Below are 25,213 nucleotides of genomic sequence, written 5' to 3'. Positions count from 1 at the left end.
TGTCAGGCCGGACTGGCGGTGCGCGTGCGGCGGCTCGGCGCGGCGGCTTTCTTCGCGGCCGGCTTGCGCTTCGACCCGGCCGTCACGCGCTTGTCGACGCCGGCCGGCCGGTCGATCGGCATCTGCGCCGGCACCACATCGGGCGCGAGCATGCCGAGCCAGAACGACATCATCTGCGCGAGCAGTTCGCGCGGCTCGAAGTCGTCGCTCGAGAGCGTCCACTCGGCCCAGATGCCCTTGAGGTAAGTGGTGATGGTGCGCGTGACCATGCGGCAATCGGCCTTGCTGCCGTGGTCGCGCGCGACCGCCGTCACCAGCGCGAGCAGTTGCTGCTCGAAGCGCGCATAGATCTCTTCATGCACGCGCTTGACCACCTTGTTGGTGTGCGTGAGTTCGAAGAAGAGAAAGCGGATGCGCACATAGTTGCGATCGAGCAGCGGCGGTTGCAGGCCCGCGTTGATGAAGGCCACGAGCTGGCTCATGGAATCGGGCGGCGTGCGCGCCAGCAATTCCTGGGTCTGCTCCTTGAGGCGCTCGGACATGTTGCGATAGGTGGCGGCGAGCAACTCGTCCTTGCTGTTGAAGTGATGCCGCACCATGCCGAGCGAGAGCCCCGCCTCGCTCGCGATGGTGCGCACGCTAGTTTCGAAAACGCCGCGATCGCACAGGCATCGGAAGGTCGCATCGATGAGCTCCTGCCGCCGCACATCGGGGGCCTTCTTCGAGAAGCTTTTTCGGTCGGGGACGGAGACAACGTCGCTCATTCTTTTCAGGCCTGGGTGTCGAGGGACGATACCCGAAATCCATCGGATCCGGAGATGCGTCTTCATGCGTGCGACCGCATCGCGATCGGCACTGGCTTTTTATAATACGAGTGTATAGAATAACCCGGAATCGATTGCCTGCGTGCGAGCGTTGCGCCGCCCGCATGTCCTCCCCACGATCCGGAGCCCACCGATGACCATCCCCTCCCAGCCCCTGCGCTACGTTCCCCGCGGCGACATCTCCATCAACAAGACCGAGCTTCCCCGGTCGCGACATCTGTCGGGCGACATCTACACCTCGCCCGAAATCTACGCACGCGAAATGGAGGAATACTTCTTCAAGGAATGGCTCTTCATGGGCCGCGTCGAGCAGTTCGGCAAGCCCGGGGATTTCCAGGCCCGCCGCATCCTCGGCCGCCCGGTGCTGATCGCGCGGAACAAGGCCGGCGACCTGCACGCCTTCCACAACATGTGCCGCCACCGCGGTGTGGAAGTGGCCGATGGCGAGGGCAATGCGCGCTCGTTCAAGTGCCCCTACCACGGCTGGACCTACGACCTCGACGGCCAGCTCGTTGGCGCTGCCTACATGAAGGACACCGAGGGCTTCGATCCCGGCACATGCCGGCTGCCGGGCATCCACCTCGATGTGTGGCGCGGCAACATCTTCATCAATTTCGCCGAGCAGCCCAAGCCTTTCGCCGAAGCCACGGCCGACCTCGAGCGCGACTTCGCGATGCTGCACACCGAGAACGTGCGGCTCGCCGACATCGCGCGCATGACGCTGAAGTGCAACTGGAAGTTCTTCCATGAGAACCTCATGGACTACTACCACGTCGGCGTGCTGCATGCGAAGACCTTCGGGCAGCGCTTTTCGTGGACGCCCGAGAACCTCGTCCTCAAGCCCGGCGGCGGCCTCACGATGCGCTACCTCTCATCGCCTTCCACACCGGATGGCGTGAGCCTGTTCGGCAAGGCGCCCTGGCTGGCGCACGAGGAGAACTCCTTCGCCTGCACGGCGTTCTACCCGCCCAACATGACGCTCTTCGGCCGCATCGACATGGTCAAGATCATCACGGCCTGGCCCACCGGACCGGACAGCTGCGAGGTGGCGATCTACATGATGTTCCCCGCCGAGTTCTTCGCGCACGAGAACCTGCAGCAGAAGATCGACGTGTATCGCCAATACCAGAATGCGATCTACGACGAAGACCGCTCGATGATCGAATCGATGCAGCGTGCGATGGCGCTGCCCAACTACGAGCCGGGCCGCCTCTCGGTGATGGAGAAGCCGATCCATCATTTCCTCGGCAGCTATGTCGATCGCATCTTCGGGCCTGCCGAGGCCTGATCGAAGAACACGATGGCTTTCGCACTGCAGGATTCGCCACCGGCCGCGCAGGACCGTCTGCGCACGGCGGTGGTCGAGCGCATCCGCCGCCTCACCGAAGACACGGCCGAACTCACGCTGGCCGCAGCCGACCCGCAAGCGGCGCCCATCGAGGCCGGCGCCCATGTGCGCGTCGATTTCGGCGCGGGCCTCGTGCGCTGCTATTCACTGTGCAATGCCGGCGAGCGCGCAGAGCGCTATGTGATCGCGGTCAAGCGTGAGCCCGGTTCGCGCGGCGGCTCCGCGGCCGCACACGCGCTCGCGGTGGGCGCGCGCGTGAGGGTGTCGGCGCCGATCAACCGGTTCGAGCCCGATTGGCGCGAATCGCGCCACCTGCTGATCGCAGGCGGCATCGGCATCACGCCCCTCTATGCCATGGCGCAGGCGGCGCTGCATCGCGGGCATGACTTCGTGCTGCACTACTTCGTGCGCGACACCGGGCATGCGGCCTTCCTGGCCGAACTGAACACGGCGCCCTTCGCAGGGCATCTTCGCTTGCATGCGGGCCTCGATGCCGACGCCGTGCGCGCCCGAACGGCCGACATCGTGGCCGAGGCCGGCGACAACGAAGGCATCTACGTCTGCGGCCCGGCGCCGCTGATCGAGCTGGTGCGCACGCAGGCCGCGGCGCGCCTGCCTGTGCAACGCATCCACTGGGAAAGCTTCGGCGGCGATGACAGTGCCGCCACAGCCGAGGGCGACGCGCCGTTCGAGATCGCGATCGCCAGCGGTGAAGGCCCCTTCGTCGTGCCGCCGGGCCAGAGCGCGCTCTCGGTGCTCCTGGCGGCCGGCGTCGATGCGCCCTTTTCCTGCCGCGAAGGCGAGTGCGGGATGTGCGTCGTCGACGTGATCGAGGGCATCCCCGACCACCGCGACCGCTTCCTGAGCGACGCCGTGCGCGCGAAGAACGGCTGCATGGCGCTGTGCGTTTCGCGAGCGCGCAGCCCTCGCATCGTCGTCGACCTCTAGGCGGCGCATCGCCCCGCTCGATCATTTCAAGGAACTCCATGTTTTCACATCCCCGTCTGGTGCGTGCCGCCGACAACCTCGTGCGCGAGCAGTTCTGCGTCTCTCCAGGCGAAAGCGTGCTGCTCACGGCCGACTCGAGCGTCGAGCGCGAACTCGTCGACGCGGTCGTGCAGGCCGTGCTGCGGCAAGGGGGCAAGCCGCTGGTCGCGCTGGCGCCTTCGCTGCCGTTCCAGGGCGGGCTCTCCGATCCCTATGTGGGCGATTCGCTCGCGGCCGCGGTGGTGGCTTCCGATGTCTGGCTCGACTTCTGCTTTCCCTACCACGCCGGTTCGCGCATCCACAACGCGGCGATGGAAGCCCGGCGCTGCCGCTACGGACTCATCGCGATCTCGCGCGCGGACAGCCTCGCGCGGCTCTATGGCGGCGTCGAGTTCAGCACCTTGCTCGACTTCAACATCGGCTTCATGGAGTTCGTCTCCGAGCATGCGGGCGAGACTGCGCGCTTCACCTGCGCGGCGGGCACCGACGTGAGCTTCGTGCTCGACAAGGTCAAGCTCAAGCGGCCGCGCAGCATGCGCGCGCCGGGCATGGACACGGTGCCGGGCGCACAGAGCCTGTACCCGACGAAGGATTCGGTGCGCGGCCGCATCGTCATCCAGGCCCTGTTCGACGAGACCTACCGGCGCCTGCGCAAGCCCATCGTCATCGAGGCCGACGGCCACATCACCCGTGTCCACGGCGAGGCACCCGAGGACGCGGCGAGCTTCGAACGCGCGCTGCGCCGCGCGAGCGGCGAGAACACGCTCGGCACCTTCGTTCATTTCACCTACGGCTTCCATCCGGCCGCGCGGCTCACCGGAGACCAGTTCGTCGAGGACATCCGCCTTCCGGGCAGCAATGCCATCGGCATGGGCCTGCCGTGGTGGGAATCCGGCGGCGGCGAGAACCATCCGGACGGCATCGTGCTCGACCAGTCGCTGTGGATCGGCGACCTGCAGATCGTGGACCAGGGCCGCTTCGTCGGACCCGCGCCGCTGCGCGCGCTGCACGACGCGATGCTGCGCCGCCTCGATTGAAGAACCGACTCATCTGCTCAGAAAGGAGCCCTGATCCATGGCTGTCCGAAGCATTCTCAAGATGGGCAACCCGGCGCTGACCGTCGTCTCCGAGCCGGTGGCCGACCCTTCGTCACCCGGGATCCGCGCGTTGATCGACGACATGCGCGAGACGCTCGATTCGGTCGCCGGCATCGGCCTTGCCGCGCCGCAGATCGGCACGCCGCTGCGCGTGGTGCTCTACGCCCTGCCGGCCTCGCGCATCCCCGAGCATGCGCGCACGCAGCCGGTGCCGTGGACGCCGCTGATCAACCCGGTGATCACGCCGCTCACCGACAGGACCGTGAATCTCTGGGAGCGCTGCCTCTCGCTGCCGGGACTCTACGCCCGGGTGCCGCGCCATCCGCACATCATGATCCGCTGGCAGTCGCTCGACGGCCAATGGAACGAGCGCGAGTGTCGCGGCTACCACGCAACGCTGCTGGAGCACGAGTGCGACCACCTCGACGGCGTTCTCTATCCCGCGCGGATGCCCGATGCGAGCGCGCTCGCATTCGCCTCCGAGGTGTGCGGGCCGCGGGGCGTCTACACCTACTCGGCCGCCGAATTCGACGGCGGCGACGACGACGCGTCGTGAGCGCGGCTCTGCGAGGCGCGGCTGCGCGAACCCGAAGCGCAAGGGGTATCGCCTGAGCGCCGGGCTCGCAAGGCGACCGATGCGATGAACTGCCGCACCGTGCTCGCGCTCGTCAGCCAGCGCCACGATCTTTCGGCTTTCAAGCCCATGATCGAAGATGCCGATCCCGGGCTCGACGTCGTGGTCTGGCCCGATCCGCGCTGCCACGACGCCGAGATCATTGCGGGATGGGAAGTCCCGCCAGGGCTCTACGCCAGGATGCCTCGCCTGCGGCTCGTGCACAGCATCGCGGCGGGTGTGGACAACGTCATTGCGGGCCAGGCGCTGCACGCAATCCCGGTGTGCCGCGTCGTCGATCCGCTGCTCGCCGAAGGCATGCTGCAGTACGTACTCTGGGCCGTGCTTTATTTTCATCGCCGCTTCGACGAGGCACTCCGAAGCGGGGCGCGCCACGCCTGGACTCGGCCAGTGCAGACGCCGGCGGCCCGGTGCCGCGTCGGCCTGATGGGGCTGGGCGAAATGGCGAGCCGCGTCGCGACGATCCTGCCGTCGCTCGGCTACACGGTGAACGGCTGGGTGCGCACGCCGCGCGAATTCCAGGGAGTGAATGTGTTCAGCGGGGAAGCCGGGCTTCTGCCATTCCTCAGGGCCACGGACGTGCTCGTTTGCCTGCTGCCGCTCACCGAGGCCACGCGCGGCATCCTCTCGCACACGACCCTGGATGCGCTGCCTCGAGGCGCGGCGCTGGTGCATTGCGGCCGCGGCGAACATCTCGTGGAGCGCGACCTCATCGAAGCGATCGCGCGGGGGCCATTGCGCGGCGCGGTGATCGACGTGTTCGAACAGGAACCTTTGCACACGGACAGCCCGCTCTGGTCGACGCCCGGCGTGCTGATCACGCCGCACATGGCGACCATGGCTCGGCCCGAGACGGTGGTCGCGCAGGTCGTGGAGAACGCCGCCCGATTGCGGCGCGGCGAAGCCCTCGTGCGCAGAGTCGATCTCGAACTCGGCTATTGAGGCCAGCGTAGCGCTTCGGCCATCGAACTTCCCGTTCGGCGCTCTCTTTCCTCGCGCGCGGAGCACGAAGCGCGCGAGCCGGCGGACATCCCAGGGGCCTTTCTTCAAGTGCTGGGCGTACCTGCGGCCATCTCCGGGCTGTAGCCTGGCGGCCGCTGCGAGACGATCAGGACCTTGGCGCTGCCGCTGGCGCCAGCCACATCGGCATGGGGCACCGAACTGTCGAACAGTGCGCTCGCGCCCGCCTTCATGACGCGCGGCGCATGACCCTGCATGTGCAGCAGCAGCGTGCCCGACAGCACATAGCAGAACTCCTCGCCGGGATGCGCCGCGAGCCCGCCGACCTCGTCGAGATCGCCCGTGTGCACCTCCACCAGGAGCGGCAGTTGGCGCGCCGCGTCGCTGGCGTGGAGGATCCGCGCGCTGGATTGCCGGATCTCGGTGGACTGGCCTTCGCCCGGATCGGCGAAGCTCAGGAGGCGTTCGCCGGACGGCAGCGGCTGCGCGCCCGGCAGGCCGGCCCAGTCGGTGCCCAGGCCCACCATCACGCGTGCCAGCACCCCGAAGGTCGGCGACATCTTGTTGTTCTCGATGCGCGAGAGCGTGGCCGCCGGCAGGATTTGCTCTGCCAATTCACCTGAATGAAAACCCGCTGATATCAACACGCCACACAGACAGAAATCCGAGACGCGAAGAGGACAGACGAGACCGCCTGGACAAGAAAAACCCCGAAACCTATGCTGGACGCAGGTTTTCGGGGTTTCTTGAGGCTGCCTGAGACAGCCTGAAAAAATGTCACTGGAGGAGAGGGAGGGATTCGAACCCTCGGTCCGTTCGCACGGACGCCTGATTTCGAGTCAGGTACATTCGACCACTCTGCCACCTCTCCGGTGTCTGTCGAGCCCGGAATTCTAGCAGAGCCCGTGCCGCGATTTCCCTCTCAGGCGCGCAGCACCTCGATGCCGCCGAGGTACGGCCGCAGCGCCGCCGGCACGGTGATCGAACCGTCCTCGTTCTGATGGTTCTCGAGCACCGCGACCAACGTGCGGCCCACCGCCAGGCCCGAGCCGTTGAGGGTGTGCACCAGCTCGTTCTTGCCCTTCGCATTCTTGAAGCGGGCCTGCAGGCGGCGCGCCTGGAAGGCCTCGCAGTTCGAGACCGAGCTGATCTCGCGGTAGGTGTTCTGCGCCGGCAGCCAGACCTCGAGGTCGTAGGTCTTGGCCGCGCCGAAGCCGATGTCGCCGGTGCACAGCAGCACCACGCGGTACGGCAGTGCCAGCGCCTGCAACACCGCCTCGGCATGCTTCGTCATGGCTTCGAGGGCTTCGTAGCTGTGGTCGGGATGCGTGATCTGGACCATCTCGACCTTGTCGAACTGATGCTGCCGGATCATGCCGCGCGTGTCGCGCCCGGCGCTGCCCGCTTCCGAACGAAAGCAGGGCGTGTGGGCAGTGAGCCTGATCGGCAATTGCGACTCCGCCACGATCTCGTCGCGCATGAAGTTGGTGAGCGGCACCTCGCTGGTGGGAATCAGATAGAGCGCCGCGTGGTCGGGCGCGGGCTCGCCTTCCTGGCCGCCTTTCTTCGCGGCGAACAGATCGCCCTCGAACTTGGGCAACTGGCCGGTGCCGCGCAGCGTCTCCGCGTTGACGACATAGGGCACGTAGCACTCGGTATAGCCATGCTGCTGCGTCTGCACGTCGAGCATGAACTGCGACAGCGCACGGTGCAGGCGAGCGATCGGCCCCTTCATCACCGTGAAGCGCGAGCCCGAGAGCTTGGTGCCCATCTCGAAATCGAGGCCCAGCGGTGCGCCGAGGTCGACGTGGTCCTTGGCCGCGAAGCCGAGTTCCGGGGCCGCCGCGCCGTCGCCGCCCTGCGGGCTCCAACGGCGGACCTCGACGTTCGCCTGCTCGTCCTCGCCGACGGGCACGCTCTCGTGCGGCAGGTTCGGCACCGCCATCAGCAGCGCGTGCAGTTCGGGCTGGATCTCGTCGAGCCGGACGGCCGAGGATTCCTGTTCGGCCTTGAGCGCGTTGACCTCGGCCATCAGCGCATCGACCGATTCGCCCCTGGCCTTCAGCGGCCCGATCTGCTTGTTGAGGGTGTTGCGGCGCGCCTGCAATTCCTCGGTGCGGGTCTGCAGGGTCTTGCGCTCGGCCTCGAGCGCGGTGAACGCGGCGACGTCGAGAAAAGTCTGGTTCTTCTTGCGCGTTTCGAGCCGGGCGACCACCGACGGAAGATCCTTGCGGAGCGACGTAATATCAAGCATCAGGTGATTTTAGAGGGCACGACTCCGTGCCCCGTGCGCCTGATGTTCAACCCAGGGAAACAACATGCAAGCCTATCTGACCTTCAACGGCAATGCGGCCGAAGCACTCGCCTTCTATGCGAAATGCCTGGACGGCAAAATCCTCTTCAGCATGACTTTCGGCGAGAGTCCGATGGGCAAGGACACGCCCGCCGCGCTCAAGGACAAGATCATGCACGCCACGCTCGAAGCGCGCGGCCACCAGATCATGGCGTCCGATGCGCCGCCCGAATATCCCTTCGAAGGCTACAAGGGTTTCTCGCTCTCGGTCCAGGCCAAGAACGTGCAGGAAGGCGAAGCGCTGTTCAAGGCGCTCGGCGCAGGCGGCAAGGTCACGATGCCCTTCGGGCCTCAGTTCTGGTCGACGGGCTTCGGCGTGCTCGAAGACAAGTTCGGCGTGCCGTGGATGATCAACACCGAAGAAATGCCCGCCAAGAGCTGAACGTTCAGGCCAGCGTGGCGGGATCGACGTTCGCGCCGCAGACGATGAGGCAGATCTTCTCGCCCTCGCGCGGCACATAGGCGCCGCTTTGCAGCGCGGCCAGCGGCAGCGCCGCGGCCGGTTCGACGGCCAGCTTCAGTTCGCGCCACAGCCACAGCTGCGCCGAACGGATCGCCTCGTCGGACAGCAGCAGCGCATCACGCACGTGACGCTGCGTGATCTCCCACGAGATCGCGCCGATGCGCCGCGCGCCGAGCGAATCGGCCGCGACGCCGCCGACGTCGACATCGATCGGCTCGCCCGCCGCGCGCGCGTTGAACAGCGTCGGTGCGCGCTCAGGCTCCAGCGCCACCACGCGGCTGCGCGCTTCGAACCAGCCGGCGAGTCCAGCGATCAGACCGCCGCCGCCCACGCTGACGAGCACGGCATCCGGCATGCCGCCCTGCTGCTCGATCTCGCGGCCGAGCGTGCCTGCGCCGGCCACCACTTCGGGCTGATCGTAGGCATGGGTGAGCAATGCACCGGTCTCGCGCTGCCGCTCGAGGCAGGCCGAGAGCGCATCGCCATAGACCTCGCCGCCAACGACCACTTGTGCGCCGAGCGCGCGCAGCCGGGCGCGCTTGGCCTCGGACGACACGACCGGCAGGAACACCTCGCATGGCACGCCGAGCGCCTGCGCCGCCGCGGCCGTCGCGATGCCCGCGTTGCCGCCGGAGGCCACGATCGCGCCGCTGGCAGGAATGTCGTTGGCCAGCAGCCGGTTCATCATGCCGCGAGCCTTGAAGCTGCCGCTGATCTGCAGATGTTCGAGCTTCAGCCAGACCTCGGCACCGCGCGCTTTCAGGCCGAGCGCTTCGCCCCTCAGCTTCCACAGCGGGGTCTCGCGCAGAAAGCCCGGCACTCGCGCGTGCAGACGTTGCGCTGCGGCCTCGATGTCGTGGCGCCAGTCGATCGTCGCGATCGTCGCGGCGCTCACGAGATGTGCCCCGGCGCGGGGATGTCGTCCAGCTTGAGGCCCTTGGGCAATGGGAACTTGAGCGTCTCCTCGATGCCCTGCATCTTGCGCACCGACACCGCGCCCAGCGCCTTGATGCGATCGATCACCTCGCGCACCAGCACCTCGGGTGCGGACGCACCGGCCGTGAGGCCGACGCTGTGCTTGCCCTCGAACCATTCGGGCCGCAGCTCGGCGGCGGAGTCGACCATGTAGCTCTCGGTGCCCAGGCGCTGCGCGAGTTCGCGCAGGCGGTTGCTGTTGGAACTGGTCGGGCTGCCGACCACGATCACCAGCTCGACCTGCGGGCTCAGCAGCTTCACCGCATCCTGTCGGTTCTGCGTGGCATAGCAGATGTCCTGCTGCTTGGGCTCGCGCACGCTCGGAAAGCGCGCGCGCACCGCGGCCGAGATCTCGGCCGCATCGTCGACCGACAGCGTGGTCTGCGTCACGACGGCGAGCCTGGCGGTCTGAGCGGGCGACACATGGGCCACGTCGGCCACGTCCTCGACCAGGTGGATGCCGCTGGAAAGCTGGCCCATCGTGCCCTCGACCTCGGGATGCCCCTTGTGGCCGATCATGATGAACTCGTAGCCCTCCTTCGCGAGCTTGGCGACCTCGACGTGCACCTTGGTCACCAGCGGGCAGGTGGCGTCGAAGACCTCGAAGCCGCGCGCGCGCGCCTCGGCCTGCACGGCCTTGCTCACGCCATGGGCGCTGAACACCAGCGTCGCACCGGGCGGCACTTCGGCCAGATCTTCGATGAAGATCGCGCCCTTGGCCTTGAGCTCGTTCACCACATAGGTGTTGTGCACGATCTCGTGCCGCACGTAGATCGGCGCGCCGAACTTCGCCAGCGCGCGCTCGACGATCTCGATCGCGCGGTCGACGCCAGCGCAGAAGCCGCGTGGCTCGGCCAGAAGGACCTCCTTCACGCTGTTCATGGGTGCCCCCACGCTCGGCACTTCGTGTCCTCGCTGCCCCCCGAGGGGGCGCGAGCTTGCTTGGGACGGCCCGGCGCGGCGCTCACAGGATGCCGATCAGTCGCAGCTCGAAGGTCACCGGCTGGCCTGCGAGCGGATGGTTGAAGTCGAAGCGCACGGCGGTCTCGTTCGACTCGATCACCGCGCCGGCGTAGCTGCCCGTGCCGTCGGGCGTGGGGAACTGCACCACGTCGCCGACGGCATAGTGCTCGTCGGGATCGCCCATCTTCGCGAGCAGGGTGCGTGCCACCCATTGCTGCATCTCGGGATTGCGCTCGCCGAAGGCCTCGCCGGGCGGCAGCTCGAAAGTGGCGTGCGTCCCCTCTTCCAGCCCGAGCAGCCGCTGCTCGACCGCGGGCGAAAGCTCGCCCGTGCCGAGCGACAGCGTGGCCGGCTTGTCGTTGAAGGTGTTGATGATGTCGCCCGCAGGTCCGGCCAGCCGGTAATGCAGCGTGAGGAAGGAACCGGGCGTGACGGCGGCGGCGGATGTGGGCAAAGACAAGATGGGCGGTCCCTATACACTGGGCCTTGTATTTTAGGGAGTGGGGCCAGAGCCCTCATCAAAGCATGTCTTTCAAGGATTTGCCTGCCGAAGCCCGGCCGCGCGAAAAACTCATCGCACGCGGCGCCGGCGCGCTCGGCGATGCCGAACTGCTGGCGCTGCTGTTGCGCACCGGCGTCGCCGGCAAGAACGTGCTGCAGCTCGCACAGGAGCTGCTCGACGGCTTCGGCGGCCTCGCCGGCCTGCTGCATGCCGACCTTCCTGCGCTGCGGCGCATCAAGGGCTTGGGCGGCACTGCCAAGCGGGCCGAGCTGACGGCCGTGCTCGAGCTGGCGCGCCGCGTGCTGGGCGAGCGCCTGAAGCAGCGCACGGTGTTCGACTCGCCGGATGCGGTCAAGCACTACCTGCAGCTCCATCTCGCCGCCAAGGCGCACGAGGTGTTCGCCGTGCTCTTCCTCGACGCGCAGCACAAGCTGATCGCGCTCGAGGAACTGTTCCGCGGCACGCTCACGCACACCAGCGTGTATCCGCGGGAGGTGGTCACGCGTGCGCTGCATCACCAGGCCTCGGCCCTGGTGCTGGCGCACAACCATCCGAGCGGATGCACGGAGCCCTCGCGCGCCGACGAATCCCTCACGCGCACGCTCAAGGCCGCGCTCGCGCTGGTCGACGTGCGCGTGCTCGACCACATGATCGTGACGCCGGGCGAGACGCTGTCGATGGCCGAGCACGGGCTGCTCTGAAGCCGCGGCAACCCGCGTCTGCAATCCCGCACAATGGGGGCAAGGCGGCGAACGCCTGTCACGCCCATGCCCGTCAAGCCGAATCATCTCCGCAGCCTCGCCGACCTCAAGCAGGTGCAGCGCTCGCTCGCCGAACGGCGCGAGCGCGAAGCGGCCGAGGCCGCGGCGCACGCAGCGGCCGAGAAGAAGCGCGCGGCCGAGCAGGACCTGTTCACGCGCGCGATCGGCGCCACGCAGCCGCTGCGGCGCAAGGCGGCGGTGCCGCTCGCGCCCGAACCGCCGGCGCCGATCCCGGTGCAGCATCAGCTCGACGAGCAGCGCGTGCTGCACGAGTCGCTGTCCGACGAGTTCGATGTCACCACGCTGCTCGATGCCGACGATGCGATGAGCTTTCGCCGCACCGGCATCCATACCGACGTGACGCGCAAGCTGCGCGCCGGCGAATGGTCGATCCAGCGCGAGATCGACCTGCACGGCATGCGCAGTGACGAAGCGCGCGAGGCGCTCGGCGCCTTCGTGCGCACGGCCCACAAGCAGGGCCTGCGCTGCGTGCGCGTGGTGCACGGCAAGGGCATCGGCTCGCCCGGCCGGCAACCGGTGCTCAAGGCCAAGGTGCAGCGCTGGCTGATCCAGAAAACCGAGACGCTGGCCTTCGTGCAGGCCAAGCCGTCGGAAGGCGGTGCAGGTGCGTTGGTGGTGTTGCTGGCGCCCACGCGACGCTGAGCTTCGCTACTCGCCTCTGTTCCGCATCCAGTCGGCGGTCTGAAAGAACGAACCGCGCAGGCGCTCGCGCAATTCCTCGGGCACGCCGGTCTCCCCCATCGCCTGGTCCATGCAGGCCAGCCACTGATCGCGTTCCCTGATGCCGATGGTGTGGCCGCCGATGCTCTGCGGCATGTGCCGGGCGCGCAGCATCGGATGGCCGAAGCGATCGGTGTAGTGCTGCGGGCCGCCGAGCCAGCCGCACAGGAACCAGAACAGGCGCTGGCGCGCGTTGTCGAGGGTCGTCCCGTGCACCGCGCGCAATTGCGCGTAGCCTGGCTCGAGGTCCATGAGGTCGTAGAAGCGCTCGACCAGCGCATGGACGCGGGCTTCGCCGCCGATCCATTCGTAGGGCGTGTCGAAGGGGGCCTTGTCTTGTATCTGCATCGGGCGCCATTGTCGCCACATGCGAATGCACCCGGCGCGCCGCGGCCCATTCGGCCGCGCGGCTACAGCGCGCCCTCGGGAACCACCTTCAGCAGCAGCCAGTCCGTGACGCGCTGGAACAGGCTCGCGCCGGGCTCGTCGCGAATCACCTTGTCGCTGCCGTCCACGTCGTGCTCCACCCATTCGAGCGCGCCCGCCGCGTCGAGCCGCAGCTCGTAGGCGCCGAGCTCGCGAGCGGGCATCAACGTGTAGAACTGGGCGGTGAGGTCGGGGCTGTCGATCACGAGGCCGATCTCGGTGTTGAGGCGGGCCGAGCGCCCATCGAGGTTCATCGAGCCGACGAACAGCCGGCGATGGTCGACCACGGCGATCTTGGCATGCAGCCGGCCGCTCGAGCTGCGGAAGTCGCCGAGCTGCCGGTCGCGCCGCGCCAGCGTGCCGCCCAGCTCGTAGATGTGTATGCCCGCCTTGAGCATGGCGAGCCGGTAGCGTGCATAGCCGGCATAGACCAGCGACTCGTCGGTAGCGTCGAGCGCGTTGGTCAGCACGTCGACACGCACGCCGCGTCTCACGCTGTCCTCGAGCACCTTCATGCCGTTGTCGCCGGGAATGAAATACGGCGAGATCATCGTCACCTCCGACTGCGCCCCGAGCATGATGGCGACGGTGCGCTGCGTGACGCTGTCCTCGAAGCGCGCCTCCGGGTTGTCGTAGGTGATCTTCTCCGGAATGTCCGCCAGTACGCGCGCGTCGGCCCAGGTCTGCGCGAGCCGGCCGGCGGCGATCTGCTGCCCGACCGGCGTGTTGCCCAGCACGTCGACGGACGGCTCGGCAAGCGAGGAGAGCGCGCCGTGCAGCAGCATGGCCAGGCGCTCTGCCCTTTGCGCGGCATCGCCGACAGGCCGCGGGACCAGGCTGCCGATGGGCCAGACCTGCGGGCTGTTCCAGTAGTCGTCGAAGGAATCGGACAGCTCGCGCACCACCGGCCCGCTGGCCAGCACGTCCATGTCGATGAAGTTGGCGGTGTCGCTGTGCATGAAGTATTCGTCGGCGATGTTGCGCCCGCCCGTCATGGCCAGGCTGTTGTCGGCCACGAGGAGCTTGTTGTGCATGCGGCGGTCGATGCGCCGCAGGTCGTGCAGCGACAGTGCGATGCGAAGCGCCAGCGGCCCGAAGTGCACGGGCAGCGGATTGAAGACCCGCACCTCGAAGTTGGGCTGCGCAGCCAGGAGCGCGAGAAGTTCGTCCTTGCCTGACGTGTAGAGATCGTCGACCAGCAGTCGCACGCGCACGCCGCGATGCGCAGCATCGTTCAGCTCGCGCAGGAACAGAAGTCCGGTCGAGTCGTTCGACAGGATGTAGTACTGCGCGTCGATCGAGCGCTCGGCGTTGCGCACCAGGGCAAGGCGGGCATCGAAGGCGGTCGCCCCTTCAGGCAGCAGACGAAAACCCGACAATGCAGGCGAGGTGGCCGGCGCACCGGCACGGGCCACGCGAGCGAGGCGGGTGTTCGCGACATCCGTCGGCGCATGCGTCGGCGTCTGCGCCACGGGCGGCGGCAGGCTGGCGCAGCCGGCCAGCGCGACGGCGACAGCGAAGACGCACAGGCGGATCCACGCCGATCCGAGCTTCATCGACAGCCATTCGCTCACTTCGGCAACACCCCTATTCGGCCGCACGGCGCAGCGTATCGACCACCGGCCGCCGCAGCACGTCGCGCAAGCCCCACCAGCCGGCGGCCAGCGCCAGCACCGCGCCGGCCAGCGCGCCGCCCACCGGCACCAGCGGCGATGCGGTCCAGGTGAAGTCGAACACATAGTGCGCCAGCGCCCAGCCGATCACCGAAGCGACGAGGCTCGCGAGAAAGCCCGCCAGCAGCCCGACGCCGGCGAGCTCGGCGCGCTGCACCTGGCGCAGCAGGCTCGCTCGCGCGCCGACCGCACGCATGATCGCGAACTCGCGCGCCCGCTCCTCGCGCGTGGCCGTGACGGCGGCGAACAACACCACCAGCCCGGCCGCGAGCGTGAAGCCGAACAGGAACTCGACGGCGCGGATCACCTGGTCGAGCACCCGCTGGATCTGGCCGATGGTGGCGCTCATATCGACATTGGTCACGTTCGGGAAGGCGCGCACCAGCGCGTTGTCGAAGCCCTTGACCTCGGGCGCACGGAATGCGCCCATGTAGGTGACCGGCACGTCCGCCAACGCGGCGACGGTGTACATCACGAAGAAGTTGGCATGCAGCGAGCCCCAGTCGACCTTGCGCAGCGAGGTGATGCGTGCGTCGCTCTGGATGCCGCCGATGTCGAAGCGCAGCTGGTCGCCGAGCTTGAGGCCGAGCGTGTCGGCCAGTCCTTCCTCGACGCTGAGCTCGCCCGGCGCGCCCGGCGTCCATGCGCCCGCGGTGACGATGTTGTGCGGTGGCGCCTCGACGCTGTTGCTGAGATTGAACTCGCGGTCGACCAGCCGCTTGGCGCGGTCGTCCGCATAGTCGTCGGGCGTGACCGGCTTGTCGTTGATGGCGACCAGGCGGCCGCGGATCATCGGGTACCAGTCGAACTGGCGCACGCCGCCATCACGCAGCGTCTTCTGGAAGGCCTCGCTCTGGTCGGGCATCACGTTGATCACGAAGCGGTTCGGCGCGTCGGGTGGCGTGGCCTGGCGCCAGCTCGAGACCAGGTCGGTGCGCAGCAGCACCAGCAGGATCAGCGCCAGCAGGCCCACGGCCAGCGCGCTGACTTGCACCACCGCGTAGGCCGGCCGTGCCGAGATCTGCCGCGTGGCCAGCACCAGCCAGCGCGGCGCGGTCGATTCGTTGACGCTGCGCCGCAGCAGCAGCACCGCGAGCCAGCTCAGCAGCGCGAACACGGCGACGGCCGCCGCGAAGCCGCCGACCGCGATCAGCCCCAGCTTGAGGTCGCTGCTGGCCGCGACCAGCAAGGCCGCGAAGCCAGCGATGCCGAGCGCCAGCACCGCGATCGATGCCGGCTTCAGGTTGCCGACGTCGCGGCGGATCACGCGCAGCGGCGGCACCTGCGCCAGCTGCAGCACCGGCGGCAGCCCGAACGCGAACAGCAGCGTGAACCCCATGCCCATGCCGAAGGCCACGGGCCAGAAGGTCGGCGCGGGCAGCGCGCTTTCGACCAGGCCCGCCAGCAGCAGCACGAACGCATAGTGCACGCCGAAGCCGATGGCGACGCCGAGCGCGCTCGCAATAAGCCCGACCAGCGCGAACTCAAAGGCATAAGCGCCCGCAATGGTGCGCTGGCTCTGGCCCAGCACGCGCAGCATGGCGCAGTCGTCCAGATGGCCGGCCGCGAAGCCGCGCGCGGCCAGCGCGACCGCCACCGCCGACAGCAGCGCGGCCAGCAGTGCGACCAGGTTGAGGAATTTCTCCGCACGGTCCATCGTCTGGCGCATTTCGGGCCGACCGCTCTCGAAGGACTCGAGCCGTGCGCCGCGCACTTCGCCCTTCTTGATCGTCGCGTCGGCGAAGGCGTTGAAGCGCTGTACCGCATCCGGCGCGCCCGCGACCGCAAAACGGTAGCTCACGCGGCTGGCCGGTTGAACCAGCCCCGTGCGCGGCACATCGGCCTGGTTGAGCATCACGCGCGGTGCAAAGCTCATGAAGCCGGCGCCGCGATCGGACTCGAGCACGATCACGCGCGCGATGCGCAGGGCGGCATCGCCCAGCAGCAGCGTGTCGCCCATCTTCAGGCCGAGCGACTCGAGCAGCGACGCGTCGACCCAGGCTTGGCCCGGCGCCGGCACGTCGCGCGTGGTCTGTCCCGGCGCGTCGGGTCCGTCGGCCACCTGCAGGCTGCCGCGCAACGGATAGCCCGGCGCCACGGCCTTGAGGGCGACCAGCTTGCTGGCGCCGCCCTGCGCGTCGCTGGCACGGGCCATGGTCGGAAAGCCGTAGGTGCTCGCGCTGTCCAGGCCGAGCGACCTGGCGCGCGCCACGAACTCGGCCGGCGTCGGGTTGTCGGTCGCGAGCACCGCGTCGCCGCCCAGCAGCTGGCGTGCGTCGCGCTGCAGGCCGCCCTTGAGCCGATCGGCAAAGAAGCCGACCGCCGTGAGCGCCGCCACCGCGAGCAGCACGGCCACGATCAGCAGGCGCAACTCGCCGGCGCGCAGGTCACGCCACAGCGTGCGCCAACCAAGGCGTAGGGAAGCGTTCATGGTCCGACGATAGCCGAGCGGCCACCGCCAGCCAAGCCGAAGGATTTACCGGGTCCCGGCGAGTTCGGGCTGCAGCACCAGCCGGTCGACGCCTGCGTAGCAGACGAAGTGGCGGTTCGTCGCGCGTCCGATCGCGCACAGGCCGACCCGCTGGGCGATCTCGTGGCCCATCTGCGTGATGCCGCTGCGCGACACCACGATGGCCACGCCCATCTGGGCCGACTTGATCACCATCTCGCTGGTCAGCCGGCCGGTGGTGTAGAACACGCGCCCGCCGGTCAGCAGTTGCGCGGGCTGCATCGCGATCCAGCCCGCGATGGTGTCGATCGCGTTGTGACGGCCCACGTCCTCGACGAAGGTCAGCAGGCTCACGTCGTCATCGCCCCCGCCGAGCGTGAACAGCGCGCAGCCGTGCACCGAACCGGCCGACTTGTAGGTGCTCTCCTGAATGCGGATGGCGTTGACCAGTGCGTAGAGCTGCGCCTGGGTCATGCGCGTGCCGGGCAGATGAAGACGGTCGATGCCGCCCATCAGCGCACCGAACACGCTGCCCTGGCCGCAACCGGTGGTGACCACCTTCTTCGCAGTGCGCTCCTCGATGCGGTCGATGCCGGCGTGAGTCTTCACCGCCGCGGCGCCGACCTCCCAGTCGACAGTGACCGACTCGACGTCGGCGGCCGATTCGATCAGCCGCTGGTTCAGCAGGTAGCCCAGCACTAGCAGTTCGGGCCGGGCGCCGAGCGTCATCAGCGTGACCAGTTCGCGACGGTCGACATAGATCGTCAGGTCACGTTCGGCCGGGATCGAGATCCGGCCGCGCTCCCCATGCTCGTCGACGACCTCGACCTCTTGCGTGAGCGCCGCCTTCGCCTGCGTGAGGCGCGGCAGCGCCATCCGGTCGCTCGCGCGGCCGCCTGCGGGTGCGATGTCGGGCGAGGCCATGGGGGGACGATAGCCGATGGCGCCAGGGCAGCCAGCCGGGAGGCTGCAGAAATCATGTAACCCATAGGTACTCATGTAGTACTTTTGTGACATATATCTCAAGACTTAGAAAACCATAGTTCTCATTTTGAAAAAAGTAGCCTGTAATACTTTCCAATACATACATCGCAACCGGAGTCCACAATGAGCTTTTTCGAACCCGACTACTGTGCCGCCGACCTCGAAGTCAGGGTGTCCGAGCTCCTCATTGCCACGGCCGACGCGAGCGACCCGGCGGTCGATCAGGCCGTCCACCAGGTTCTCAGGCTCTTGCGCGAGCAGCACGGGATGGAAGCCGGCTTCGCGGCCGAAGTCATCGACGGCAAGCGCGTCTCGCGCCGCCTCGAGCCGAGCGAACGCGCCCAGTTCATCGACGAGCAGGCCGAACCCCTCGAACTGGCCTTCTGCAAGCAGGTCCTGCGGGCCAAGGTTCCGTCCGGCTGCTATGTCAGCGCGCCGGTGGTGCTGAGCGACGGCCTGTTGTACGGAACGCTCTACTCCTTCAGCTTCAATCCCGACGCCGCGCTCGAACTGCGCGACCTGAAGAAGCTCGAAATGGCGGCCCAGCTGGCAGCCCGCATGATCGGCGAACGCCGCACGCAGCGTGCTGCCGCGTCGCAGGCCCAGCCGGCCTGACGCGCCGCCGCACCACGCAGGCGATCGGCCCTGACGGCAGCGCGACTGCGCTGCCCCGCTTACCATCGCGAGAGGCCCGTTCCGGCCTCTCGCCGCGCCTCGAACCACGCCTGACATTCCTGGACCGGCACGCTGCGGACGTGCGGGCGAGGAGACTTCGAGCATGACGACATCGACCCTTGCGCTGTACCCCGGCTTCGAGCATCGAAGCGTCGAGGTCGGCGATGGCATCCGCATTGCCGCAGTGGTCGGCGGCTCGGGGCCGCCCTTGCTGTTGCTGCACGGTCATCCGCAGACACGCGCGATCTGGCACCGCGTCGCACCGGTGCTCGCGCTGCATCACACGGTGGTGGCCGCCGATCTGCGCGGCTATGGCGATTCGTCCAAGCCGGCCGGTGCACCCGACCACGGCAACTACGCCAAGCGCGTGATGGCGCAGGACCAGGTGACGTTGATGCAGCGTCTCGGCTTCGACCGCTTCGACCTGCTGGCGCACGACCGCGGCGCGCGCGTGGCGCATCGCCTGGCCATGGACCATCCCGACGCCGTCGCGCGCCTGGTGCTGCTCGACATCGCGCCGACGCTCGCGATGTACGAGCAGACGACCGAGGCGTTCGCGCGTGCCTACTGGCACTGGTTCTTCCTGATCCAGCCCGCGCCGCTGCCCGAACGGCTGATCGCAGCCGATCCTGCGGCCTACATCCGCGACGTGATGGGCCGGCGCAGCGCCGGCCTCGCACCCTTCGATCCGCGCGCCCTGGCCGAGTACCAGCGCTGCATCGCGCTGCCGGGCGCCGCGCACGGCCTGTGCGAGGACTATCGCGCCGCGGCAGGCGTCGACCTCGAACATGACCGCGCCGACCGCGACGCCGGCCGCCAGCTGCAGCCACCGCTGCTGGTGCTGTGGGGGCGCGAAGGCGTGGTCCATCGCTGCTTCCAACCGCTGGACGAATGGCGCCGCGTGGCGCGCGACGTCGAAGGCGAGGCCCTGCCCTGCGGCCACTACATCGCCGAGGAAGCGCCCGACGCGCTGCTCGCGAAGGTCACTCCCTTTCTCGCTCGAAGGGCGCCAGGGCTGTCACGCAACTGATGCGCGCCGGCGTGACGCCGAAGGTGCGGCGGAACATCGCGATGAAGGCGCTGACGTTCTCGTGACCGAGGTCGAGCGCGATGCGCGTCACGGGCTCGCCCGCGGCCAATTGTTCGAGCGCCCGCATCAGCCGCGCGCGCTGGCGCCATTCGGTGAAGCTGAAGCCGGTCTCGGCCGTGAAGCGGCGCCGCCGATATCTCGTCGAGCAGCACGGTCGCGATGCGGGCCTGCGCCGTGTCCAGCGGGCCGCCTTGCCAGCCCATCGCGCGTTCGACGATCTCGTGCATGAAGCCGGCGACCTTGAGCGCGAAAGGCCGCCGAGGCAGTGCCGTGCAGCCCGCTTCGCGGACGTACACGCTCCAGCCCGCGAATGAACCGTGCGATCGCAGCGAATGGACATGGTGCGGCGGAATCCAGACCGCGTGGACCGCAGGCACCACCCATTGCCCGAACTCGGTGCCGACCGAGATCGAGGTCAGCGTCAGCGGCTTGCTCGAATCCTGCGGCGAGAGATGGAACCAGCCGGCGCCGACCTACCAGTCGCCGGCCTGCTGCGCCATCGCGCTGCCCGAACCGCACGCAGCGACGGCCACCAACACAAACGCCTGTCTCTTGAAACTTCTCATGAGGATGCTCCGGACCTGCTTGCGGGAAGCGCTTGGACGTGCAGGCAGCACGGTTGGTTCACATGGCGGCGGCATGTCCTGTCGCGCCCGTGCCATACCCGGCCATCGCCATCGGCGTACCGCCGCGCAGCACGCGCACGGCGCAATACTTGAACTCCGGAATCTTGCCGAACGGATCGAGCGCCGCATTGGTCATCAGGTTGGCCGCCGCCTCGTAGTAGGCGAAGGGCACGAACACCGCGCCGTCCGGCGTGCCGTCGTCGCGGCGCACATGGATCGCCACCTCGCCGCGGCGCGAGCGGATCGTGACGACCTCCCCCGCCTGCAGGCCGAGCGCCTCCAGGTCGCGCTGGTTCATCGATGCGGTGGCCATCGGCTCCAGCGCATCGAGCACCGTGGCGCGGCGCGTCATGCTGCCGGTGTGCCAGTGCTCGAGCTGGCGGCCGGTGATCAGCACGAACGGGTAGTCGGCATCGGGCCGCTCGTCGGCCGGGATGATGTCCGCAGGCACCAGTGTCACGCGGCCGTCCGGCGTCGGGAAATCGTCGATGAACACGGTGGGCTGGCCAGGGTCGTCAGCGCTCAGGCAGGGATAGGTCACGCTCGATTCGCGCTGCAGCCGCTCCCAGGTGATGCCGCCGATGGCGGTGTGCATCGCCTGGCGCATTTCCTCGTAGACCGCGGCCACGCCTTCCTCTTCGCCGGGGTAGTCCCAGGCCAGGCCCATGCGCTGCGCGATCTGCCGGATGATCCAGAGATCGGGCCTGGCATCGCCCGGCGGATCGAGCGCCCGCTTGCCCAGCTGCACCATGCGGTCGGTGTTGCTCACCGTGCCGGTCTTCTCGGGCCAGGCGCTGGCCGGCAGCACCACGTCGGCCAACCACGCGGTCTCGGTCATGAAGATGTCCTGCACGACCAGATGCTCCAGGCTCGCCAGCGCGTGGCGCGCGTGGTTGAGGTCGGGGTCGCTCATGGCCGGGTTCTCGCCCATGATGTACATGCCGCGGATCTTGTGCGGATCGTCGTCGGGCGCGAGCGCCTTGTGCATGATCTCCACCACCGTGTAGCCGGGCGCCGCGTCGAGCGGCATGCCCCAGAAGTTCTCGAACCACGCATGCGCGCCGGCGTCGTCGACGCGCTGGTAGTTGGGGAACATCATCGGGATCAGGCCCGCATCGCTGGCGCCCTGCACGTTGTTCTGGCCGCGCAGCGGATGCAGCCCCGAGCCGGGCTTGCCGATCTGGCCGGTGACGGTGGCCAGCGCGATCAGGCAGCGCGCGTTGTCGGTGCCGTGCACGTGCTGGCTGATGCCCATGCCCCACAGCACCATCGCGCCCTTGGCGGTGGCGAAGGCACGCGCCACCTCGCGCAGCGTGGCGGCCGGCACGCCGCAGATGGGCGCCATCGCTTCGGGGCTGTAGCCCTTCACGTTCTCGCACAGCGCTTCGTAGTTGCTGGCCCGCTTGCGCACGAACTCCTCGTCGACCAGGCCTTCGTCGATCACCGCATGGATCAGCGCATTGAGCATCGCAACGTCGGTGTCGGCCTTGAACTGCAGCGTGCGCCACGCATGGCGGCCGATGTCGGTGATGCGCGGATCGGCGAGCACGATCTTCGCGCCGCGCTGCGCCGCGTTCTTCATCCAGGTCGCGGCCACCGGATGGTTGGCGGTGGGGTTGGAGCCGATGATGAGGATCAGCTCGGCATGCTCGACATCGTTGACCTGGTTGCTCACCGCGCCGGAGCCCACGCCCTCGAGCAGCGCCGCGACGCTGGAGGCATGGCACAGGCGCGTGCAATGGTCGACGTTGTTGCTGCCGAAGCCGGTGCGCACGAGCTTCTGGAACAGGTAGGCCTCTTCGTTGCTGCCCTTGGCCGAGCCGAAGCCGGCCAGCGTCTTGGGGCCGTGCGTGTCGCGCAGGCCCTTCAACGTGCCCGACGTGAAGGCCAGGGCCTCTTCCCAGCTGGCTTCGCGGAAGGTGCTGCGCCAATCGCCGGGCCGCGGCGCATCGCCGATGTCCTTCGGCATGCCGGGCCTGCGGATCAGCGGCTGCGTCAGGCGCTGCGCATGGTGCGCATAGTCGAAGCCGAAGCGGCCCTTGACGCAGAGCCGGCTGTGATTCGCCGGGCCGTCGCGGCCGTCGACGCTGACGATCTTCTCGTCCTTGACGTTGTAGGTGATCAGGCAGCCCACGCCGCAGAAGGGACAGACCGAATCGACCTTGCGATCCACCTGCTGCGAACCGATATGGCTCTTGGGCATCAGCGCGCCGGTCGGGCAGGCCTGCACGCATTCGCCGCAGGCCACGCAGCTGCTGTCGCCCATCGGATCGTCGAGGTCGAACACGATCTTCGAATGCTCGCCGCGCATCGCATAGCCGATGACGTCGTTGACCTGCTCCTCGCGGCAGGCGCGCACGCAGCGGTTGCACTGGATGCAGGCGTCGAGGTTGACGGCCATCGCGGGGTGGGAAAGGTCGGGGGCCGGCTGCTCGCGGCGCAGGGCCTTGAGTTGCGGGCGCACCTGGATCCCGAGGCGTTCGGCCCATTGACTGAGCTCGCCGTGCTGGCCGACGGGCGCGCCTCCATGCCCGTCCTGGTCGTTCCACTTGTAGCCCGCCTCCGGCATGTCCGACAGCAGCATCTCCACCACCATCTGCTGGCTCTTGCGCGCACGCTCGCTCGCGACCTGCACCTCCATGCCCGCCGTCACGCTGCGGCAGCAACTCGGCGCCAGCGTGCGCTCGCCCTTCAGCTCGACCACGCAGGCGCGGCAATTGCCGTCGGGCCGCAGGCCGTCCTTGTGGCACAGGTGCGGAATGTCGACGCCGTGGCGTTGCGCCGCCTTCAGGATCGTCTCGCCTTCGAAGGCCTGCACCGCGCGGCCATCGAGCACGAAGTCGACCGTCTGCGGCAGCAGTTCGGCGAGCATGGCCGGCGCGTTCATGCGATCTCCTGCGGAAAATAGGTACGGATGCTGCGGATCGGATTCGGCGCCGCCTGGCCGAGGCCGCAGATCGACGCATCGGCCATGACCTGCGCCAGGTCTTCGAGCGTTTCGTTGTCCCACACCGCCGCCTGCATCAGCGCCGCGGCCTTGGCGGTGCCGACCCGGCAGGGTGTGCACTGGCCGCAGCTTTCATGTTCGAAGAAGCGCATCACATTGAGCGCCGCATCGCGCGCGCGATCGTGCTGGCTGAGCACCATCACGGCCGCCGAGCCGATGAAGCAGCCGTGCGGCTGCAGCGTGTCGAAATCGAGCGGGATGTCGTTCATGCGCGCCGGCAGGATGCCGCCCGACGCGCCGCCCGGCAGGTAGGCGTGCAGCGTGTGGCCCTCCAGCATGCCGCCGCAGTATTCGTCGATGAGTTCCTGCACGGTGATGCCCGCCGGCGCAAGCTTGACGCCGGGATGCCGCACGCGGCCGCTCACGCTGAAGCTGCGCAGGCCACGGCGCCCGTGGCGGCCGAAGCCGCTGAACCATTGCGGGCCTCTTTCGACGATGTCGCGCACCCAGTAGAGCGTTTCGAAGTTGTGCTCCAGCGTCGGCCGGCCGAACAGTCCGACCTGCGCGATGTAGGGCGGCCGCATGCGCGGTTCGCCGCGCTTGCCCTCGATGCTTTCGATCATCGCGGACTCTTCGCCGCAGATGTAGGCGCCGGCACCGCGACGCAGCACGATCGTCGGCAGCGCGCAGGGAGGATCGGCCTGAAGCTTCGCGATCTCGGCCTGCAGCAGCGCGCGGCAGTCGTGGTATTCGTCGCGCAGGTAGATGTAGCAGCGCTCGATGCCGACCACCTGCGCGGCCACGATCAGCCCTTCGAGAAAACGGTGCGGATCGCGTTCGAGGTAGGTGCGGTCCTTGAAGGTGCCGGGTTCGCCCTCGTCGATGTTGACCGCCATCAGTTTCGGCGCCGGCTGGTCGCGCACGATGCGCCACTTGCGTCCGGCCGGAAAGCCCGCGCCGCCCAGTCCGCGCAGGCCCGAATCCTCCATCGCCTTGATCACGGCTTCGGCGTCCTTCCCGCCGCCGGCCAGCGTGGCCGCGAGCGCGTAGCCGCCGTTCGCGCGATAGCTCGCGTAGCCGGTGAAGGCGGGCCGCGCCTCGATCGCATCGGGCAAGGGCGAGATGCTTTTCCCGGCCAGGTCCGCCGGCGCGAAGCAGGCCTTCGCGCGGTCCGCGTCGACCGGATCCGGCGCCGTCGACGCATCGAGCATCTGCAAGACCTTGTCCGCCGTCGCCAGCGGCACGGCGCGCTGATGCACGGCCACGGCCGGCGCCTGCTCGCAGCGGCCGATGCAGGGCGCGGCAATCACGCGCACATCGTCGCGGCCCGCCGCGCCCAGCAGCGCGGGCAGCCGCGCCATCAGGTCCGCCGCGCCCGCGAGTTCGCAGGCCAGGCTGTCGCACACGCGCACGGTGAGCCCCGGTGCCTGCGTGTCGCCGCGCACCACCTCGAAGTGGTGATAGAAGGTCGCGACCTCGTAGACCTCCGCCATCGGGATGTTCATCTCGCGCGCCAGCGCGACCAGATGGCGGTCGTGCAGGCAGCCGTGCGCGTCGTTGATGCGGTGCAGGTGCTCGATGAGCAGGTCGCGCGGATGCCCGTCCGCGGGCCGCGGCCCGATGAGCGCCTGCACGTCGGCGAGCGCGCTTTCCTCCGGCTGGCGCCCTTTGAGCTTGCTCTTGCGACGAATCCGATCGCGCATTTCGTCCGCGGTCGCGAGCGGGATCGAACGGT

22 protein-coding genes, 1 tRNA gene and 1 pseudogene are annotated in these 25,213 nt (G+C 68.4%); 10 read left to right on the top strand and 14 right to left on the bottom strand.

Annotation, left to right across the window (positions count from 1 at the left end; genetic code table 11):
* Positions 1–2 precede the first annotated feature (2 nt).
* Positions 3–764 (bottom strand): TetR/AcrR family transcriptional regulator, encoded by a 762-nt coding sequence (locus tag E5P2_RS06475; protein ID WP_162566319.1) that lies wholly within the window; start codon positions 762–764, stop codon positions 3–5.
* A 193-nt stretch (positions 765–957) separates the two neighbouring features.
* Here E5P2_RS06475 and E5P2_RS06470 point away from each other — a divergent pair, with 193 nt between their 5' ends.
* From E5P2_RS06470 to E5P2_RS06450, 5 genes are all read left to right on the top strand, one after another.
* A complete protein-coding gene (locus E5P2_RS06470) occupies positions 958–2,112 on the top strand; it encodes an aromatic ring-hydroxylating oxygenase subunit alpha (RefSeq protein ID WP_162566318.1) in 1,155 nt (384 codons plus the stop codon).
* A gap of 12 nt (positions 2,113–2,124) precedes the next feature.
* A complete protein-coding gene (locus E5P2_RS06465; protein ID WP_162566317.1) occupies positions 2,125–3,120 on the top strand; it encodes a PDR/VanB family oxidoreductase in 996 nt (331 codons plus the stop codon).
* Between the two features lie 38 nt (positions 3,121–3,158).
* Positions 3,159–4,196, top strand: coding sequence for a hypothetical protein (locus E5P2_RS06460; RefSeq protein WP_162566316.1), 1,038 nt, complete (start codon positions 3,159–3,161; stop codon positions 4,194–4,196).
* Between the two features lie 37 nt (positions 4,197–4,233).
* Positions 4,234–4,812, top strand: a complete 579-nt coding sequence (locus E5P2_RS06455; RefSeq protein ID WP_162566315.1) for a peptide deformylase — start codon at positions 4,234–4,236, stop codon at positions 4,810–4,812.
* Between the two features lie 84 nt (positions 4,813–4,896).
* Positions 4,897–5,832, top strand: a complete 936-nt coding sequence (locus E5P2_RS06450) for a 2-hydroxyacid dehydrogenase (protein ID WP_162566314.1) — start codon at positions 4,897–4,899, stop codon at positions 5,830–5,832.
* A gap of 104 nt (positions 5,833–5,936) precedes the next feature.
* Here the strand turns inward: E5P2_RS06450 and E5P2_RS06445 are convergent, their stop codons facing one another.
* The 3 genes from E5P2_RS06445 to serS all read right to left on the bottom strand — a co-directional run bounded on the left by E5P2_RS06445 (position 5,937) and on the right by serS (position 8,104).
* On the bottom strand, positions 5,937–6,464 hold the full coding sequence (locus E5P2_RS06445) for a cupin domain-containing protein (protein ID WP_162566313.1): 528 nt from the start codon (positions 6,462–6,464) through the stop codon (positions 5,937–5,939).
* 167 nt (positions 6,465–6,631) lie between these two features.
* Positions 6,632–6,721, bottom strand: a tRNA-Ser gene (locus tag E5P2_RS06440).
* Positions 6,722–6,772: 51 nt separating this feature from the next.
* Positions 6,773–8,104, bottom strand: coding sequence for a serine--tRNA ligase (serS, locus tag E5P2_RS06435; RefSeq protein WP_162566312.1), 1,332 nt, complete (start codon positions 8,102–8,104; stop codon positions 6,773–6,775).
* 64 nt (positions 8,105–8,168) lie between these two features.
* Between serS and E5P2_RS06430 the strand changes: the two genes are divergently transcribed.
* Positions 8,169–8,585: a VOC family protein gene (locus tag E5P2_RS06430; RefSeq protein ID WP_162566311.1), complete on the top strand. Its 417-nt coding sequence runs from the start codon at positions 8,169–8,171 to the stop codon at positions 8,583–8,585.
* Between the two features lie 4 nt (positions 8,586–8,589).
* Here E5P2_RS06430 and E5P2_RS06425 read toward each other — a convergent pair whose 3' ends face one another.
* The 3 genes from E5P2_RS06425 to E5P2_RS06415 all read right to left on the bottom strand — a co-directional run bounded on the left by E5P2_RS06425 (position 8,590) and on the right by E5P2_RS06415 (position 11,064).
* Positions 8,590–9,561, bottom strand: coding sequence for a threonine/serine dehydratase (locus tag E5P2_RS06425; RefSeq protein WP_443083508.1), 972 nt, complete (start codon positions 9,559–9,561; stop codon positions 8,590–8,592).
* Positions 9,558–10,523: a 4-hydroxy-3-methylbut-2-enyl diphosphate reductase gene (gene ispH / locus E5P2_RS06420; RefSeq protein ID WP_162566310.1), complete on the bottom strand. Its 966-nt coding sequence runs from the start codon at positions 10,521–10,523 to the stop codon at positions 9,558–9,560. The genes E5P2_RS06425 and ispH overlap by 4 nt, the downstream gene beginning before the upstream one ends.
* An 82-nt stretch (positions 10,524–10,605) precedes the next feature.
* Entirely contained in the window at positions 10,606–11,064 is a 459-nt protein-coding gene (locus tag E5P2_RS06415; RefSeq protein ID WP_443083507.1) for an FKBP-type peptidyl-prolyl cis-trans isomerase, read from the bottom strand.
* 65 nt (positions 11,065–11,129) lie between these two features.
* Here E5P2_RS06415 and radC point away from each other — a divergent pair, with 65 nt between their 5' ends.
* Positions 11,130–11,807, top strand: coding sequence for a RadC family protein (radC, locus tag E5P2_RS06410; protein WP_162566309.1), 678 nt, complete (start codon positions 11,130–11,132; stop codon positions 11,805–11,807).
* Positions 11,808–11,873: 66 nt separating this feature from the next.
* Positions 11,874–12,530 (top strand): Smr/MutS family protein, encoded by a 657-nt coding sequence (locus E5P2_RS06405; protein WP_162566308.1) that lies wholly within the window; start codon positions 11,874–11,876, stop codon positions 12,528–12,530.
* Positions 12,531–12,536: 6 nt separating this feature from the next.
* Here E5P2_RS06405 and E5P2_RS06400 read toward each other — a convergent pair whose 3' ends face one another.
* From E5P2_RS06400 to E5P2_RS06385, 4 genes are all read right to left on the bottom strand, one after another.
* The gene (locus E5P2_RS06400) at positions 12,537–12,956 is read right to left on the bottom strand and encodes a group II truncated hemoglobin (RefSeq protein WP_162566307.1); all 420 of its coding nucleotides are present in this window, start codon (positions 12,954–12,956) and stop codon (positions 12,537–12,539) included.
* Between the two features lie 62 nt (positions 12,957–13,018).
* A complete protein-coding gene (locus E5P2_RS06395; protein WP_162566306.1) occupies positions 13,019–14,590 on the bottom strand; it encodes a phospholipase D-like domain-containing protein in 1,572 nt (523 codons plus the stop codon).
* A 31-nt stretch (positions 14,591–14,621) separates the two neighbouring features.
* Complete coding sequence (locus E5P2_RS06390; RefSeq protein WP_162566305.1) at positions 14,622–17,138, bottom strand: ABC transporter permease; 2,517 nt, start codon at positions 17,136–17,138, stop codon at positions 14,622–14,624.
* 45 nt (positions 17,139–17,183) lie between these two features.
* Complete coding sequence (locus tag E5P2_RS06385; RefSeq protein ID WP_174262642.1) at positions 17,184–18,080, bottom strand: formate dehydrogenase accessory sulfurtransferase FdhD; 897 nt, start codon at positions 18,078–18,080, stop codon at positions 17,184–17,186.
* 183 nt (positions 18,081–18,263) lie between these two features.
* Between E5P2_RS06385 and E5P2_RS06380 the strand changes: the two genes are divergently transcribed.
* Together E5P2_RS06380 and E5P2_RS06375 are read left to right on the top strand one after the other, a co-directional pair.
* A complete protein-coding gene (locus E5P2_RS06380) occupies positions 18,264–18,755 on the top strand; it encodes a hypothetical protein (RefSeq protein ID WP_162566304.1) in 492 nt (163 codons plus the stop codon).
* A 163-nt stretch (positions 18,756–18,918) separates the two neighbouring features.
* On the top strand, positions 18,919–19,845 hold the full coding sequence (locus E5P2_RS06375; RefSeq protein WP_162566303.1) for an alpha/beta fold hydrolase: 927 nt from the start codon (positions 18,919–18,921) through the stop codon (positions 19,843–19,845).
* Here E5P2_RS06375 and E5P2_RS06370 read toward each other — a convergent pair.
* The 3 genes and pseudogenes from E5P2_RS06370 to E5P2_RS06360 form a co-directional block, all read right to left on the bottom strand.
* A pseudogene (locus E5P2_RS06370) lies at positions 19,799–20,315 on the bottom strand (AraC family transcriptional regulator); the annotation flags it as partial. The gene E5P2_RS06375 and the pseudogene E5P2_RS06370 overlap by 47 nt on opposite strands.
* A gap of 214 nt (positions 20,316–20,529) precedes the next feature.
* A complete protein-coding gene (gene fdhF / locus E5P2_RS06365; protein ID WP_162566302.1) occupies positions 20,530–23,418 on the bottom strand; it encodes a formate dehydrogenase subunit alpha in 2,889 nt (962 codons plus the stop codon).
* The gene (locus E5P2_RS06360; RefSeq protein WP_162570359.1) at positions 23,415–25,181 is read right to left on the bottom strand and encodes an NADH-ubiquinone oxidoreductase-F iron-sulfur binding region domain-containing protein; all 1,767 of its coding nucleotides are present in this window, start codon (positions 25,179–25,181) and stop codon (positions 23,415–23,417) included. The genes fdhF and E5P2_RS06360 overlap by 4 nt, the downstream gene beginning before the upstream one ends.
* Positions 25,182–25,213 lie beyond the last annotated feature (32 nt).

Origin of the sequence: Variovorax sp. SRS16 (assembly GCF_901827165.1) — a bacterium.
In the GTDB taxonomy this organism is placed as follows: domain Bacteria; phylum Pseudomonadota; class Gammaproteobacteria; order Burkholderiales; family Burkholderiaceae_C; genus Variovorax.
This window is presented reverse-complemented; position numbering and strand designations above follow the sequence as displayed.